15 protein-coding genes are annotated in these 15,471 nt (G+C 46.0%); 4 read left to right on the top strand and 11 right to left on the bottom strand.

Going from position 1 to position 15,471, the window contains the following annotated elements; genetic code table 11:
- The first annotated feature begins 13 nt into the window (after positions 1-13).
- Positions 14-799: a carbon-nitrogen family hydrolase gene (locus NYE35_RS03090; protein ID WP_036676852.1), complete on the top strand. Its 786-nt coding sequence runs from the start codon at positions 14-16 to the stop codon at positions 797-799.
- A gap of 100 nt (positions 800-899) precedes the next feature.
- On the opposite strand, the gene NYE35_RS03085 is transcribed toward NYE35_RS03090, so the two are convergent.
- Entirely contained in the window at positions 900-1,793 is an 894-nt protein-coding gene (locus NYE35_RS03085; RefSeq protein WP_081384020.1) for a lipoate--protein ligase family protein, read from the bottom strand.
- A gap of 239 nt (positions 1,794-2,032) precedes the next feature.
- Here NYE35_RS03085 and NYE35_RS03080 point away from each other — a divergent pair, with 239 nt between their 5' ends.
- Positions 2,033-2,920 (top strand): CHAD domain-containing protein, encoded by an 888-nt coding sequence (locus NYE35_RS03080; RefSeq protein WP_036676731.1) that lies wholly within the window; start codon positions 2,033-2,035, stop codon positions 2,918-2,920.
- Between the two features lie 28 nt (positions 2,921-2,948).
- On the opposite strand, the gene NYE35_RS03075 is transcribed toward NYE35_RS03080, so the two are convergent.
- From NYE35_RS03075 to NYE35_RS03045, 7 genes are all read right to left on the bottom strand, one after another.
- Positions 2,949-4,160, bottom strand: a complete 1,212-nt coding sequence (locus NYE35_RS03075; RefSeq protein WP_036676729.1) for a Ger(x)C family spore germination protein — start codon at positions 4,158-4,160, stop codon at positions 2,949-2,951.
- On the bottom strand, positions 4,157-5,248 hold the full coding sequence (locus tag NYE35_RS03070; RefSeq protein WP_076101370.1) for a GerAB/ArcD/ProY family transporter: 1,092 nt from the start codon (positions 5,246-5,248) through the stop codon (positions 4,157-4,159). The genes NYE35_RS03075 and NYE35_RS03070 overlap by 4 nt, the downstream gene beginning before the upstream one ends.
- A gap of 27 nt (positions 5,249-5,275) precedes the next feature.
- Positions 5,276-7,015 carry a spore germination protein gene (locus tag NYE35_RS03065; RefSeq protein ID WP_370510593.1) on the bottom strand — a complete coding sequence of 580 codons (1,740 nt, stop codon included), beginning with the start codon at positions 7,013-7,015 and terminating at the stop codon, positions 5,276-5,278.
- Positions 7,016-7,132: 117 nt separating this feature from the next.
- Positions 7,133-7,459 (bottom strand): thioredoxin family protein, encoded by a 327-nt coding sequence (locus tag NYE35_RS03060; RefSeq protein ID WP_036676728.1) that lies wholly within the window; start codon positions 7,457-7,459, stop codon positions 7,133-7,135.
- A 38-nt stretch (positions 7,460-7,497) separates the two neighbouring features.
- The gene (locus tag NYE35_RS03055) at positions 7,498-7,890 is read right to left on the bottom strand and encodes a MerR family transcriptional regulator (RefSeq protein ID WP_036676727.1); all 393 of its coding nucleotides are present in this window, start codon (positions 7,888-7,890) and stop codon (positions 7,498-7,500) included.
- 145 nt (positions 7,891-8,035) lie between these two features.
- A complete protein-coding gene (locus NYE35_RS03050; protein WP_076103895.1) occupies positions 8,036-8,671 on the bottom strand; it encodes a ThuA domain-containing protein in 636 nt (211 codons plus the stop codon).
- A gap of 49 nt (positions 8,672-8,720) precedes the next feature.
- Positions 8,721-9,443, bottom strand: a complete 723-nt coding sequence (locus tag NYE35_RS03045) for an SDR family NAD(P)-dependent oxidoreductase (RefSeq protein ID WP_076297314.1) — start codon at positions 9,441-9,443, stop codon at positions 8,721-8,723.
- A gap of 228 nt (positions 9,444-9,671) precedes the next feature.
- Here NYE35_RS03045 and ytxJ point away from each other — a divergent pair, with 228 nt between their 5' ends.
- Complete coding sequence (gene ytxJ, locus NYE35_RS03040) at positions 9,672-9,998, top strand: bacillithiol system redox-active protein YtxJ (protein ID WP_076103892.1); 327 nt, start codon at positions 9,672-9,674, stop codon at positions 9,996-9,998.
- Entirely contained in the window at positions 9,995-10,234 is a 240-nt protein-coding gene (locus tag NYE35_RS03035) for a glutaredoxin family protein (protein WP_036676715.1), read from the top strand. Before ytxJ ends, NYE35_RS03035 begins: the two co-directional genes overlap by 4 nt.
- Before the next feature lie 100 nt (positions 10,235-10,334).
- On the opposite strand, the gene NYE35_RS03030 is transcribed toward NYE35_RS03035, so the two are convergent.
- From NYE35_RS03030 to kdpB, 3 genes are all read right to left on the bottom strand, one after another.
- Positions 10,335-12,659, bottom strand: coding sequence for a histidine kinase (locus NYE35_RS03030; protein ID WP_036676712.1), 2,325 nt, complete (start codon positions 12,657-12,659; stop codon positions 10,335-10,337).
- A 104-nt stretch (positions 12,660-12,763) separates the two neighbouring features.
- The gene (gene kdpC, locus NYE35_RS03025; protein ID WP_370510594.1) at positions 12,764-13,351 is read right to left on the bottom strand and encodes a potassium-transporting ATPase subunit KdpC; all 588 of its coding nucleotides are present in this window, start codon (positions 13,349-13,351) and stop codon (positions 12,764-12,766) included.
- 76 nt (positions 13,352-13,427) lie between these two features.
- Positions 13,428-15,461, bottom strand: a complete 2,034-nt coding sequence (gene kdpB / locus NYE35_RS03020) for a potassium-transporting ATPase subunit KdpB (RefSeq protein ID WP_076138246.1) — start codon at positions 15,459-15,461, stop codon at positions 13,428-13,430.
- Positions 15,462-15,471: the final 10 nt, after the last annotated feature.

Genomic DNA, 15,471 nt, shown 5'->3' with positions numbered 1-15,471 from the left:
ACAAAAGAGGAGGATACCTATGAGAATATCCCTGATTCAGCTGGATATAGCATTTGGCAATCCCGCTATGAATTATGCTGCTGTTGCCCAGAAAATAAATGAAGCTGCTTCCGCAGCCCCTGATTGTCTGATTCTCCCTGAGCTATGGACCACTGGCTATGATCTGACTCGCTTAGAAGATATTGGCGATCTAGAAGGAGAAATTACCAAGGAATTCATCTCCAGCTTGGCTAAACAATACAGCATCAATATCATCGCCGGTTCAGTGGCTAGCCGTAATGATGCTGGGGTCACCAATCGTATGTATGTATTTAATCGATCAGGTGAGCTTGTTGGACAATACAGCAAGCTGCATTTGTTCCAGCTGATGGAGGAGCATTTGTATCTCCAACCGGGAGAAACTAAAGGACTCTTCACATTGGACGGCATCTTATGTGCAGGGCTAATCTGTTACGATATCCGTTTTCCGGAGTGGGTTCGCGCCCATACCGCACAAGGGGCGGAAATCCTGTTCGTCTGCGCTGAATGGCCACTGCCCAGGTTGTCCCACTGGCGGGCGCTGTTGATCAGCCGGGCCATCGAGAATCAATGTTATGTTGTAGCCTGCAACCGTGCAGGCAGCGATCCAGCCAATATCTTTGCTGGGCATTCTATGATTATTGATCCTTGGGGAGATATTGTGTGTGAAGCTTCTGAAGAGGAAGAAATTCTAACTGGAGATATCGATTTACATCAGGTGCGTGAGATTAGGAAACAAATTCCGATTTTTTCGGACAGACGTCCTGAGTTGTATAATTAAAAGAGCGTGATTGAATATTAAAAAAAGACGTTTCGTAGGCTGGCTCTAGCCAGCTTTCCATTACGTCCTTTTTTAACAGACTCCAACCCATGCTTAGCCCTCAGGAATACCGCTCGCGAAGCACCCGCGTTGCATCGAGCACACGTGGATCATCATAGTCCAAGCTGTATCCTGTCTCTTGCTGCAAAATGCCGGATGGTCTAAGAGACACTCCCCGGTGAATTAAAGCCTGAATAATTCCCTCCACAAACACTGTCGCCACTTCAGGTCCACCGAGTTCACCAAGTCCAGCAATCGTCTCTGGACGAACCCGTGGATAAGCTAATGAGGAGTCTCCTCCGGAGGCTTGCGCATAGAAATCGCGGATTTGTTCACCGCGTTCTTGTCCCGAGCCAGAAACTACAACAAATGCATGTACAAAATAAGCATTATTCTGCCTACGCTGAGCGATCCCACAAAACTTCCGACCATTAATGGCCAGATCGAAATCACCCGGGCAGTAAGAACCAACAATCTCACCAGCCTCAATTTGCGCCGCAGCCTGTGGATGACTTATAGCAACCGCTTCCGTGATCAAAGCAGCCAAGAGCTTAAAGTCATCATGAAAGTCCAGCTTTCCACGTCCTTTGGGCAGAACTAGAGAAACATTAACGATCCCTGAATCCAGAGGCACCGCAGCCCCGCCTGAATGCCTAACCGCCGTTCTAATCCCTTGCTCCTCAAGCATAAGCATCGCCTGAGCTGCACACGGTAGCTTACTGTCCCGAAGTCCAAGCGCCACACCACCAGAATGACTCCACAGATGTAAGCTAGGAGGTATAATGCCCGCTCCAACATCCCTGCATAAGGTTTCCTCAAAAGCGAATGGAACCAACATATCTTCTAGGCTCCCTGCTTCTGTATCTTTGCTCTCATCCTTTGCACTCAGATGTTGAAAGAGCCCCATTTCTGAAGGAAGTTTACTAACTATTGAATCATACTCACGAGTATCCACCAAAGCCCCTCTTTCCCGAATATGAGCCACGAGACCTGCTATTCTCTACCAGCTAAAGATCCAAGCCTATCCGTATAAATAATGATAGTAATATTGTAACCGATCTGTCTCTATGCTGTGAGTAGAGAATTGAAATGAGGTTATGATAACGCTATTCTTATAGTAAATGGACTTGCCCCAGAGCATAATAGGGGAAGCCCTAAATTCATGCTATCCCAAACGTTAAGGAGTGATGCTGCATGACAGGAGACAAGCTGACCAAAGAACGACAGCTAACCAAAACAAAGCAATGGGAACAAGCCCTTAACCACCTTTATATCAACTTTTGGGATTACAGCCATGACGCATTAAATAAATTCGCTGATGAAGATATCCACCAGGCAAGAGTGAACTGCCGTAAGCTGCTAAGTCTATTATCCATTCTTGATCCGCGGCACACTTCAGGCCTGTACCCTATTTTCAAAAAAGCGCAAAAGAGATTAGGTAAAGTGAGAGATGCAGATGTTCTAATAGAATCTTTTAAGAACAAGCGCAAGCAAGCGAAGGAGAACGGAGATTCTAAAACTGCAGACCTGTTAAAGGCAGTGATTGCTTACCAAAAGGACAAGCGCAAAACTTACCGCAAGAAGCTCACTAATGAGCTGCCTGAACTAATCAATGAAGGCCTCGAGGAAAAGTGGAAGACCTTCCTAAGCGAGCAGCTTGAAGCCCTAGTCGCAAAAAAGAATGTTAACGTTGTTATGCGTGAGCTTGAGATCGCTTATGAGCAGAAGAAAAAAACCTGTAAAGCTATTTTTCATGAAGACAATGCCGAATCTAAAGAAGCCTTCGACGCTTTGCACCAGCTAAGAATTGCCGCTAAGGAACTGCGCTATACCGCGAGTGCAGCCGATTTTGCGTTAAATCAGAAATTTCATGCGCATGAGGAGATCTATAAGGAGATTCAAGATCAACTTGGGCTGATTAACGACAAACGTCTGTGGCTAGAAACACTGAATGCTATTGGACGTGAAGAACTGGACATCGGTAAAAAAACATGGAATGCCTTCACATCTCAATTAAAGGATGAAGTGCTCGATGCACTGCATCAGAATGATGTCATTCCTATCCAGACACAAACGAAGTAGCTCCATACAACATTGCAAATAGCCCTTTCTATTCAGCCGATGTATCTGATGCACCATACTCTTCAATATTCAGTTTCACTTCATAGGTAATCGGAATCTCGCTAAAGGTTTCATCCCAGTTATCCTCTACGCTCCGCCATACGGCTGGATGTTGAATACGCAAAGCGTTGCCGAAACCTGCAACCTCTGTATGCAGCTCCTTCTGCATTTTTTTCACAGTGACCTGAAGCATGTCTACGACATGCTTCTCTAGCACTGCTTTATCCTCCTTTACAATGCCGTCATGTAACTTCTTCGCACTCTTAGCAAAAGCCTCACCATATCTCCCCGTAGATTCTATTTTCACATGAAAGGAGATCTTCCCATCCTTCACAATAGCCTTATACTTGCTACCCAGGGATTTGATTTCATAGGTAATGAGCTTATTGTTAGACGGGTCGTATGCTTTGAGAGCACCCCCCTCTCCCTTTCCAGTCAGCCAGACCATTCCTTCCAGCTCCGATGCATCAAAAAAACCAACGAGTTTTCCCGTTTTCCCTTTAATTACGCCTGCTCCATCCAGCTTTGTCTCCTTCTCTTTTTCTAAAGATATTACATTCTGCAACATGAAACTTCTTTTACCATGCAAAGGACCCGCTACTTTAGCTATTGAAACTGGCTCCCATATCCTCGTGCTCCGACTTCTATTCACAAAAATCCCCTCTAATACAAATGAAGGGGTTTGGCCCGGCAGCGCATTTTCCAATACATCTCTGGCTTTTCCCTTGCTGACATATAGTAGAACACTGGGACGAATATCGTTATCCCTGCTAAAGAAATCAATTAACTCAGAAAACTTAGTAGAGCGTGCAAGCTTCTCACCGATCACAATGACCTTAAGGTGATGTCCGATCGGAGTACGTCTAGTACGCAGTGAAAGTGCCCGTAATGCTTCAAACATCGAATCACTTACTTCACTCATGTTATAGTAATTTCTGGTTGAAGATGGGGAAGCCCCAGACTTCATACCTGACCCTCCTGAGCCTTGAGGAATCGTAAACTGATAGGTACTCATTATTTGGGCAGGCATGGGATTCCCCCCACCTCCTTGCTGAGTTGCCTCCTCATCCCCTGTCTCCTCCGCACTGTCCAGGGCAACACCAATCTCCATACTTAACTCCTCAACAGGTGTACTGCTCCAGCAACCGGTCAACAGAATACATAATATAAGAAATGTAATCGACACTCTCCACTTTTTCATGAAGCCGCCCTCCGGAAATGTGCGATGATTAACAGCGGCAATGGAATTAATCCAAATAAAACGATCATCCAATTCCCCACAACTGTCCCTAATGCAAACAAAGCATTCACATTTGGAGGCGTTCTGGAAACTACATAGGCTACTGGAAGTATAGCCAATAAGCAGCTATTAAATCGTTTATGAAATATTTGAGAAACTCCCAAAGCAGCAGCATAAATAGTGATGCAGAAGGTGCAGAAAATTTGCATAATCCAGATTACCAGCAGCAGCGATTCAAACCTCTCAAAAATAAGATAATTCACCTCAAAGCTTCTCACTAGATCAAGAAATGGCCAAGTTCTTGTGACCACTCCATCTATAGAAAACGCACCAATAGTCATTACAACGGCTAAAAGATAAAAGAACGTTGATATACATGATCCAGCAATAATTACCTTTACTGCTTTTTGTGGCTTATCCATAAAAGCAACAATGAACAGCATCGCTTCACCAGCAGTAAAAGTCAGAATGGTTGGCCTGATGCCCTTCCATACCGGTCCTAACCCATCTCCAAGAAAAGGCCGCAGATTATCGATATCAAAAACTTCAACACTAAGCAAACATACCCCAACAAAAACTGTCCATGCAATCGGAACAATCAACCTGCACATGCTAGTTATGGCATTAAGCCCTCCTCTGCACAAATAGAAGGCTATCCAAATAAACACGGCAACAATAGCCCAAGGTGGGGTCCCCTCCAGCAGAAAAAAAGAGGTCACTTCCTGCACGGAACGTGCTTCAAAACTGGCTATGCACAGAAAATACACAATCACTAATACAGAGAGAATCACTCCAAGTGGCTTGCCAATGATTTTCCCGCTAAATTGAAAAATGGTTTGACCTGGAAACCGTTGACTAAGCTTCACTATAATTAAACCTGTAAAAAAGGTAATCACTCCCCCTAAAAAAACGGAGATCCATACGTCTGGAGTCTCACTAGCCTCTACAATCGTCCGAGGAAGGGTAAGTATCCCTGCCGCAATAGTATAATTGGCTAATATGATCGTTGCTTGAACAGCAGTAATTCGGTCCTTAACCTCGGTACTCATAATTTCTTCCTCCTTTACCTAGACCCCTCACCCTTTGCGTCGGGGGTCCTTCGGCTTCAACAGCGTAGGGCGGCCTGTTAGAAATTGCAGTGGCATACGGAATATAAAATCTTTCCAATCCTTAATCTTATACGGTATGAACATGCCAAGATAGGGCATGCCAAAGCTTCTTAGCTTGATTAAATGGGCACTCAGGAAAAGGAAAAATAACACAACTCCATATAATCCAAAGACTGCTGCAGAAAACATAGCTACAAAACGGAGCGTGCGAAGTGTCATTCCAGCACTATACATAGGGATGGTGAAGGAAGAAATTGCTGTAACTGAAACAACGATGACTAGAATTGGACTCACAATTCCGGCTTCTACCGCGGCTTGACCGATGATTAGACCGCCAACAATCCCCATTGCAGGACCGATAGGTTTAGGCAGCCGGAGTCCAGCCTCCCGTAATATTTCGATGGAGGTCTCCATAATCAATGCTTCGATTAATACCGAAAAAGGTACACCTTGGCGGGAGCTGATGATTGAAATAGCCAACTTTGTCGGAATCAATCCTGGCTGAAAGGAGAGGAAGGAAATATATAGTGCCGGTGCAAACATTGATATCAATGCCGCGAGAAAACGCAGTAAGCGCACCAACGAACCCACCATCCACCGATCGTAATAATCCTCAGGTGATTGCAGCAGCATCCCGAAGGAAACTGGCATGATCAGGGCAAAGGGAGTGCCATCCAGTAAAATAGCTACTCTCCCTTCCAGTAGCGCTGCCATTACGCGGTCAGGTCTTTCCGTATTCTGAATCTGCTGGAATGGCGTGAAGCTATTATCTTCGATTAATTGCTCCACATAACCAGATTCTTGCACATCATCTATATCAATCGTCCTAATTCTTCGTTTGACTTCTTCGACAAGTTCATCATTCGCGATATCTTTGATATAAGTTAGAACCAAATCCTTCTTCATTCTCTTTCCTACAGTAAACGAAATCATCGCTAGCTCTGTGCTTTGCCCGTGCCTGCGCAGTAATGCTGTGTTGTCACTTAACGTCTCATTAAATCCGCTTCGTGATCCCCGCAAGACTGCCTCTGATTCAGGCTCCTCTATCCCTCTTGTGTTCCCCTTCGGGGTGCTGAGCACAATAGCCTCCGGTATCCCTTCCACTAGCAGCACTACAGAGCCGAACAACACCTTTTGAAGCGAGAGCTTCACATTATCCGTAAACTCAACTTCCGAAATAAGCACAATTTCATGAATGAGAATATCTTTTAGATCCTTTGCTTCCGGTATCGTATGGGGATCCTTAAAGACCTGATAAGCATCCATTAAAGGCTTCAGAATATTCCGATCCATTTTATCTTTATCCGTCAATCCATCTACAAATATAAGGGCCGCTTGCAGCTTTATACCTCCGATACGCAACTCCCGAAAACTCACATCATGCATATCTGTGCTCATCTCTTTAAATCGTTGCAAATCCTCCCGAAATTGACCGCTATAGCTTGCTCCTGTAGGACCTTCACTTAGATCAGCCGATCCATCTGGCTTAGCAACCTTTTTCGTGCCGCTAGTCCCTATAGATGTTTCTCCGTAAGGAACACCCCCGCCTATGCTGCCGGCAGCTTTTTTTGCTCTAGTACTTATCGTATCTTCCTTTGCCCTAGCCCAACTCGTCGTACGAATTAGAATAAACGGAACGAAAAAGATCATAAAACCTTGGAAAATTACGCTCCATTTAGGAATTAGCTCTAAAATACTACCCCACACCCTCATCACCTCCTTTATAGCTGTGTTCGTATTTTTTACCGAAGATGGTTAATTCATGCACAAAAAGAAGACCCCACAATATGGAGTCTCCCTAATTTCATCTTTATATTTATTGCCTTATGCTTGGAGAACCTTGTTCAGTATGCCTTGGTAGGCTGCTTTCGGACGCAGACCGACCAGCTTTTCTATAGGCTGTCCCTCTTTATATACAATGACAGTAGGCATCCCCATAACACCAGCTTCCCCAGCAAGATCCGGAAGTTCATCACAATTCACCTTTACAATAGAAACATCGTCTCCATATTCCTGGTGAAGATCTTCCAGAAGAGGCAACAGCACCTTACAAGGGGGGCACCATGGCGCACCATAATCCACCAGCACGGTTCCTCCACCACGTATTTCTGCCCGCACCCAATCCGCGCTATCGGCATTTATAATTGACATTTGCCATTCCTCCTCATATTTTCCAGCACCAGCAGTACCTATTCCAAGTTCTCCAGTGTACACGCGCCCAACTTGCTCTCATCCTGCTCCTGCAAGATAGATGCCATTCGTTCTTCCAAATTCCTCTTGATCTGATTTAGCTCTACAAGCTGACGTTCAATATCCTCCAGTTTACTGCGGTATAGTGGCATCACTTCTGCGCAGAAGGCTTCTTTGTTCTTCAACACACAATGTAGAAAGCCCGCGATCTGCTCTGTCGACAGACCCAGGTTCAAATATAGTTTAATCGTTTCTACCGTCTCTACAGCAAGTAAAGAGTACTCCCGATATCCGTTGGCCTGACGGATCGGCGAGATTAATCCCTGACTCTCATAGTAACGAAGTGAACGGACGCTTACGCCCGTCAGTTTAGCAAGCTCACCTATTTTCATAGCATTCTCCCCGGGGTTCATGAGAATTGTTCTACACCAGTATAAACCCTGACACCAATGTTAGAGTCAACAAAAAAAATCCAACCGCAGTTAACCCGCAGTTGGACTCGTGTTTTATGTTACAACAGGTATATCCGCTTATATCCTACAATAATCCCGCCGCCCAAAGTCCACCTCTACGAATCATCTGGCGAAAAGGCTCTACGGAAAATGACGGCAAATGATGACCAGGCATTAAATAAACAACCCGGCCTAGACCAAACTCATGGCACCAAGCCGCCTGCCTCATTGCCCCATCATGAGGATATTCCATAAGCACAGTTGTTTCGAAATAGGGATGCTGCTCAAAATAATAAGGCTCATCATCGATCACAAATTCTTCTATTCCCTGCATAATGGGATGCTCCCCTGCCGGTATGGACATCTGGAGCGAAGTGAATTCTGGATGATGAGTGAAATGAGCTCCCAGCATGGCGCCTAGCTCCTGATTACGCTGTAAGGAGATTCCGTTATGTACCACTAGTAATCCGCCACCATTAGCCACATAGGAGAGCAATGCGCTGCTTTGTTCCGCCGGTATTTTATCATCGGAGAATTCGGTATAGGAGATCACCAGCTTGTAGTCAGATAATGTTTCTTTATTAAGCAGCCCGTAATCCTCCGAGGAGAATACCTGCAGGTCATTGGCAAATATCTGCTCAATCTCCCGGTCTACTCCCGCAAATGGGTGATATTTAACCTCCGAATAACTTCCGAGTGCCAGTGCTTTTAGTGTAGACATCCTATCATCGCCTTTCTTCGTGTACTTTTTTTGATTACGGGAAACCCCTCTACCAAGGCCATGTATTGCCATCCACATCAAGATAGGCCGGCTCATCCCCTAGATATTTTTTATACTCCATAACCTGACTTATAATCTGATCTGCGGACACATCAGGTGAAATATCCGCTTGCTCATTTTTTTCGCCATGCATATAAGTCTTCATCCAGCCGGGGTGAAACACCATCACTTGACCCCCAAGCGTCTTTAGATGATTGTGCATCAGGGAGGACTGCATATTCAGTGCCGCTTTAGACATGCAGTAGCCGTACATATTAATACGCTTATTTCTGCCAATGCTGCCCGCTTCCGAAGAAATATTAACAATTAATTTATCCTTACTTTGCAATAATAGGCCCATAAGTGCATTGCTGACTCTCAACGCGCCTAGCGTATTCACATTATAAATCTCTGCCATGCCCTCATCATCCATATCCACCAGCATCGTAGCATCATCTGCGGAATGAATAATTCCGGCATTATTAATAAGAATATCAACATGCCCAGTTCTGCTGGCGATAGCCCTTGCTGCCTGCTTTACACTATCCTTACTACCAATATCGAGTGGAATAAGTTCCAGCTGTTCCGGATACTCTTCTTGAAGCGCTTTCAATTCATCTGCGTCTCTCATGTATTGTCCAGCAAATACTAAGAACTGTTTCTCTAAAAGAGAGTGTACAAGAGACAATCCAAGACCCCGATCAGCTCCAGTCACACATGCGACTCTGTTCATTCTTATCAACACTCCTACCTAGTAAGGATTATTGAAGCAAGTTGTCTTGCTTTCACCTTAGCATGCCGTCCCCTTTTTTTCAACGCGCTAAAATGAGGGTTTGGTCATCCTTGGATTAGCTGCTCCAGAATCCTTTTTGTTTTAAATTTAATATATGTTACAATCATGATTACAGGTTGTTAACAACACAATGGTTAGTAAAATAACGATCCCAGGAGGGTGATATCTATGTCTATTCAACAACTTCATACATTGGAAGATCTTAAGCAGTATGTGGCTAAACCTGGCAAAAAACTGCTGTTCAAACACAGCACTACCTGCCCGATTAGCGCCAAAGCTAATGAAGAATTCCAGGCTTATCTAAAGGATGCGGATACTGCAGCAGCAGTAGTTCTAGTCATCGAGGATCGTCCAGTTTCCAATCAAATTGCCGAGGATTTTCGGATTAAGCATGAATCTCCACAGCTCTTCCTGCTTGAGGATAATGAGGTTCGCTGGAACACTTCCCACTGGAAGATCACAAGAGATGCTATCAAAGAGGCTGTGAACCAATGAGCCAGCAAGTGATTGTTTATTCAACAGCAGGCTGCAGCGATTGTAATCTGGTCAAACAATATCTTACGGAGCAAGGTATCCCTTTTGAAGTAAGAGATGTTATGACTAGCACAGTCTATCAAGAGGAAGTCGAAAAGCTTGGTTTCATGGGTGTTCCTGTTACTGTAGCAGGGGATCATGCCACCAAGGGATTCAATCTTCCCGAGCTGAAAGCACTCATCGAAGCGGCCCAGTAATTCATCCGGTTAATTATTTAGCACTTGATATATGCATACCAAAAAAGGGTATTCCAACAGCCACTTGGCTAGGAATCCCCTTTTTTCATTGTTCTAAAGCTTAAGGTTCCTCACGCATAAGATTTGCCACGACCAGTACATCTACATTTCTGGCCGAACGCAGAATCTGCTTAGTGACATCCCCACGCAGCCATTTACGTACCCAGGAGCGTTGAGATTGGCCGATAATAATCTGTGTGCTCTGTAAGGCTTGAGACCTTTCAAGCAGCAAGGAAGACACTCGTGCCGGGAGCACGTTAGGAATCATCTTAAACGTTCCACCCAGTCGTTCCGTCAATTCTTTCAAATCATTAATTCGTTTATCGTAAGAAGGCCCGCTCTGCTTATATTCCTGTACGTACGTAACATACCAGCAAGCTTTTAGACGATAGGCAATCCGAAAACCTCGCCGAATCAGACGTTCCGCATGATCTCCTAAGGTGATGCACACATAGATCACTTCCTGCCGCCGCCAAGGTCCCCGCAGCGACCCGACACGTTCCCAGGCCTCCAGACGTTCATCCACATCATCAGCAATTTCCCGCAGCGCCAGTTCACGGAGGGCGATTAGATTGCCGATTTTGAAAAAAGCCCCCAGCGCCTGATCCACTTTGGTCATCGCATATATTTTCCCATCCTTCATCCGCTCTTGCAGTGTTTTAGGAGATACATCGATAAGTTCAACCTCGTCGGCCCGTTGCAGAATGCTGTCTGGGAAAGTCTCTCTAACTCTAACTCCGGTAATTTGTTCTACAGCATCATTCAAGCTTTCTAAGTGCTGAACATTCACTGTGGAGATTACAGAGATCCCTGCATCCAATAGCTCCATAACATCCATATACCGCTTCTTATGTTTGCTGCCCGGCATATTGGTATGTGCCAGTTCATCTACCAGTACGACCTCCGGATTACGCTTAATGATAGCTGCCGTATCCATTTCCTCAAGGACAGTCCCCCGATAGTCAATACTCAGTCGCGGAAGGATCTCCAGATCACCGATCTGTTCAAGGGTTTCTTTACGTCCATGCGTTTCTAGTAGTCCAATAACAACATCGATCCCTCTCTTTAGGAGATCATTTCCTTCTCGCAGCATCTTATAAGTCTTGCCCACTCCGGGAGCAGCACCAATGTACACTTTAAATGTGCCCCCACGAATGGCATCGATTTTATCCTTTACTTCCTGACTGCTTAATCTGTGATAGGCATCGGCTTTCCGCTCATTTCGGCTCTGCCGGGTAGGAAGAACGCGTTCTCCCTCACGCTCAGCACGATCAGCCACGAAAAACACATCTACTCCGCGGATTTGCTTTAACAATGAGTTAGCAATCGAACCCTTCCACAGCTCCTGCCACGCCGTTTGCTTGGAGTGTCCCATAACGATACGGGTAATATTATGCTGGATGGCGTATTTCACTAGAAGTCCCGGAATCTCCCTCTTCGAGCGAAAAGAAATCTCCTCCATCGAGGCCCCAATCTTCTCAGTCAGCTTCCATAGGGATCGCTTGAAGGTTGCTGCTTCCTTAGAGGGCGTCAGGCCCTGCTTCCAGAAGGATACCACCGCCAGATCTCCGTTTAACCGTTTAGCGATTTGCTGTCCACGGCGGATATGAATCGAGCCATTCCAATAATACTGTGCGGACACCAACACTTTTTCGGCAATCCCCGAAGCCCCCAGCAATCCTTGCTCCTCCCGATGCTTCTCCAGCGAGCCATTAACATCCTCCGCAACCATTCTCAGCGCCAGCTCCCGCAGCTTGCTTAGATTCCCTTTGTTAAAAAGCGAAGTCCGCTGCTTCTTGCCCAAATGTCCTTCGGACAAACGTTGAAGTATCTTTTCCGGAGTCACATCAATTAGAACGATATCATCTGCAAGGGTGAGCACTTCCGCAGGCAAGGAATATTCCACTTCAATCCCCGTCCACTTCCGCGCTAGATCTGCTGCGCCCTCCAGCTCGTATACGTTTACAGTTGTGATGACACTAATTCCACAGCCCAATAAATATTTGATATCCTCCAGCCTAGTTGATCTCTCCGCACCCTCGCGATTATGATGAGCCAATCCATCGGTCAGTACAACCTCTGGATTACGTGCCACAATAGCCTCCACGTCCAGATCCTTCTTCTCGATCTCCTTCTGAAACCAATGAATACTTGGAATCCGTTCCAAGTCACCCAGCTGATCCCTTGTTTCTGGACTCTGGTTGGTTGAAACCGCACAGATTACAACATCGATGCCCTGTGCTTTCAGCGCCTGACCCTCACGCAGCATCTGATAGGTTTTGCCCGATCCGCTGACCGGACCAATATAGATCTTCAGGCGTCCACGATGCAGCTCATAGATAGAGAGCAGCAGTTCCTCCGGCGTCTTCCTCCGATATGTTCCCATCAAGACCACTCCTTAATAACCCGTTCATCCATTCACTCTTCTATGCCAGAAAGCAAGATATCCCTGACCCAGTTTGAACAATCGGGCAGGGATATTAGCTATATTTATTTGTTCGTTAATTTCTGCAGCTCCATGTTCAACTTCAGAACATTTACCCGCTCTTCACCAAACAGCCCTAGATCGCGGCCTTCGGTCTGCTTACTCACTAGCTCTTCCAGCTGCGTGGCTGGAATCCCGGTCAAATTACTGATCCGGGGAATCTGCACAATTGCCGACGCAGGAGTGATATGCGGATCAAGACCTGAACCCGAGTTGGTTACTAAATCAACCGGCAGCTTGTTTACAGGCACATCCGGATTATCCAGCTGCCACTGTGTGATGGAATCCTTCGTCCGCTGCAGCATATCCGGGTTGGATGGGCCGTAGTTATTGGAGCCTGAAGCTTCCGCTTTATAATCAATGCTGGATACACGGCCATGGAATAACGCCGGGTCCGTAAAGCTTTGCCCGATGAGTTCTGAACCCACAACAACTCCAGCGTCATTCTTCAGCTGACTGCCGTTTGCTTGCGATGGCATCAGAACTTGAGCAATCGCTGTAGTAGTCAGAGGATAAATCACTCCGCAAAGAACAACAAACACTAGACATAGCCGTAATATAATAAAGAAATTAGCACCCTTCGATGATGACAACTGTTCTTCAGCGTCCGCAATCGATTTTCTGTTATTCACGATGCTCTCACCCTTTCAATGATTAGTCAATCCGTTGTTATATCCATACACTTACGAGCAAATCAATAAGTTTGATGCCCGCAAAAGGAACGACTACCCCACCTAAACCATAGATAAAAATATTACGTCCCAGCAGCTTCGTAGAACTCATCGCTTTATACGAGACACCTTTCATAGCCAATGGGATCAGCAGCGGAATAATAATCGCATTAAATATTAATGCAGATATAATTGCCGAGCTAGGTGAACCCAATCCCATGACATTCAGGGCTTCCATTTCAGGAATAGCGAGCATGAACATTGCCGGAATAATTGCGAAATATTTAGCGATATCATTCGCAATACTGAACGTTGTCAACGCGCCCCGCGTCATCAGTAGCTGTTTACCAATAGCTACAACCTCAATGATCTTCGAGGGATCGGAGTCCAGATCAACCATATTTGCTGCTTCCTTAGCGGCTGTGGTCCCGCTGTTCATCGCTAAGCCCACATCAGCTTGGGCGAGGGCAGGTGCGTCATTCGTACCATCACCAGTCATTGCCACCAGCTTGCCTTCGTTCTGCTCGCGGCGGATAACCGCTATTTTATCCTCAGGTGTACTCTCTGCAATAAAATCATCTACCCCTGCTTCACGGGCAATAGTAGCTGCGGTCAGCGGATTGTCCCCTGTACACATGATAGTCTTGATTCCCATTTTTCGCAGCTCATCAAACCGCTCTTTCATGCCTGGCTTAACTGTATCCTTTAAGTAAATAAGTCCATAAATCCGGTTGTCTACCGCAACAGCAAGCGGGGTCCCCCCCATCCGGGCGATAGCATCGGAATTACTGTCGAGGTTCGCGGGAATGACTCCGCCCTTCGACTGTACCCATTTCTTCACGGAATCGACTGCCCCTTTACGAACAGATCGTCCATCCCGCAGATCTATACCACTCATCCGGGTCTCAGCCTTAAACTCTACGAACTCTCCGCCTTCAGCAAGTTTGCTGTCATAGCTGCGTTCCAGCTTCTTAGCCAGCTCAATAACAGAACGTCCTTCCGGAGTCTCATCCTTTAGCGAACTAATAGCTGCCCAAGCCGTAAGCTCAGCTTCCGTTTCATCTCCAACTGGCACAAAATCACTCGCCATCCGGTTTCCGAAAGTAATCGTACCGGTCTTATCTAGAATCATTGTATTAATGTCGCCGGCAGCTTCAACGGCCTTCCCTGACATAGCAAGGACATTAAACTGTGTGACGCGGTCCATCCCTGCTATCCCGATAGCGGAGAGCAGTCCCCCGATTGTGGTCGGGATCAGACAGACCAACAGGGCGATCATAACAGGAATATCTAGATCAACACCCAGATAAGTCGCAATTGGCCGCAAGGTCACTACTACAATCAGGAAAATCAACGTCAGACTGATCAAGAGTGTATTTAGTGCAATTTCATTGGGTGTCTTCTGACGTTTCGCCCCTTCAACGAGGGAGATCATCCGATCCAAGAATGACTCACCGGGATCACTGGTAATTTTGACTTTAATCTCATCACTAACTACCCGGGTGCCGCCTGTGACTGAGCCGAAATCTCCGCCGGCTTCCTTAATAACAGGTGCAGATTCACCTGTAATTGCCGATTCATCTACGGAGGCCAGCCCTTCAATCACTTCACCATCGCCAGGGATAAGTTCTCCCTGACTGACGATCACGATATCTCCTTTCCGCAGCTCGGAGGAAGAAACGGTCTTCACAGACCCTCCAACGAGCTTATTAGCTGTGATATCCTGTTTCGTTTTCTTAAGCGAATCCGCCTGTGCCTTCCCGCGGCCTTCAGCCAGCGCTTCAGCGAAGTTGGCAAACAGCACTGTGAATAACAGAATGAACAACACCGTGATATTGAAGCCTACCGATTTCTCTGCATTAAAATATCCGGGGGCCAGTACCATAAGCAATACAATAATCGTGCCGATTTCGACTACGAACATGACCGGATTTTTGATTAACGTCACCGGGTTAAGCTTAATAAAGCTATCCTTTACAGCGCTTAGGAGTATGGGTCCCGTCAGCAGCTTTTTTCTTTTTACAGTACTCATCTTGTTCTCC

The sequence above is a fragment of the Paenibacillus sp. FSL L8-0494 genome, from assembly GCF_038003695.1.
Classification (GTDB): Bacteria; Bacillota; Bacilli; order Paenibacillales; family Paenibacillaceae; genus Paenibacillus_AQ; species Paenibacillus_AQ odorifer.
The sequence above is the reverse complement of the archived record's forward strand: the minus strand, read 5'-3'. Positions and strand labels throughout refer to the sequence as shown.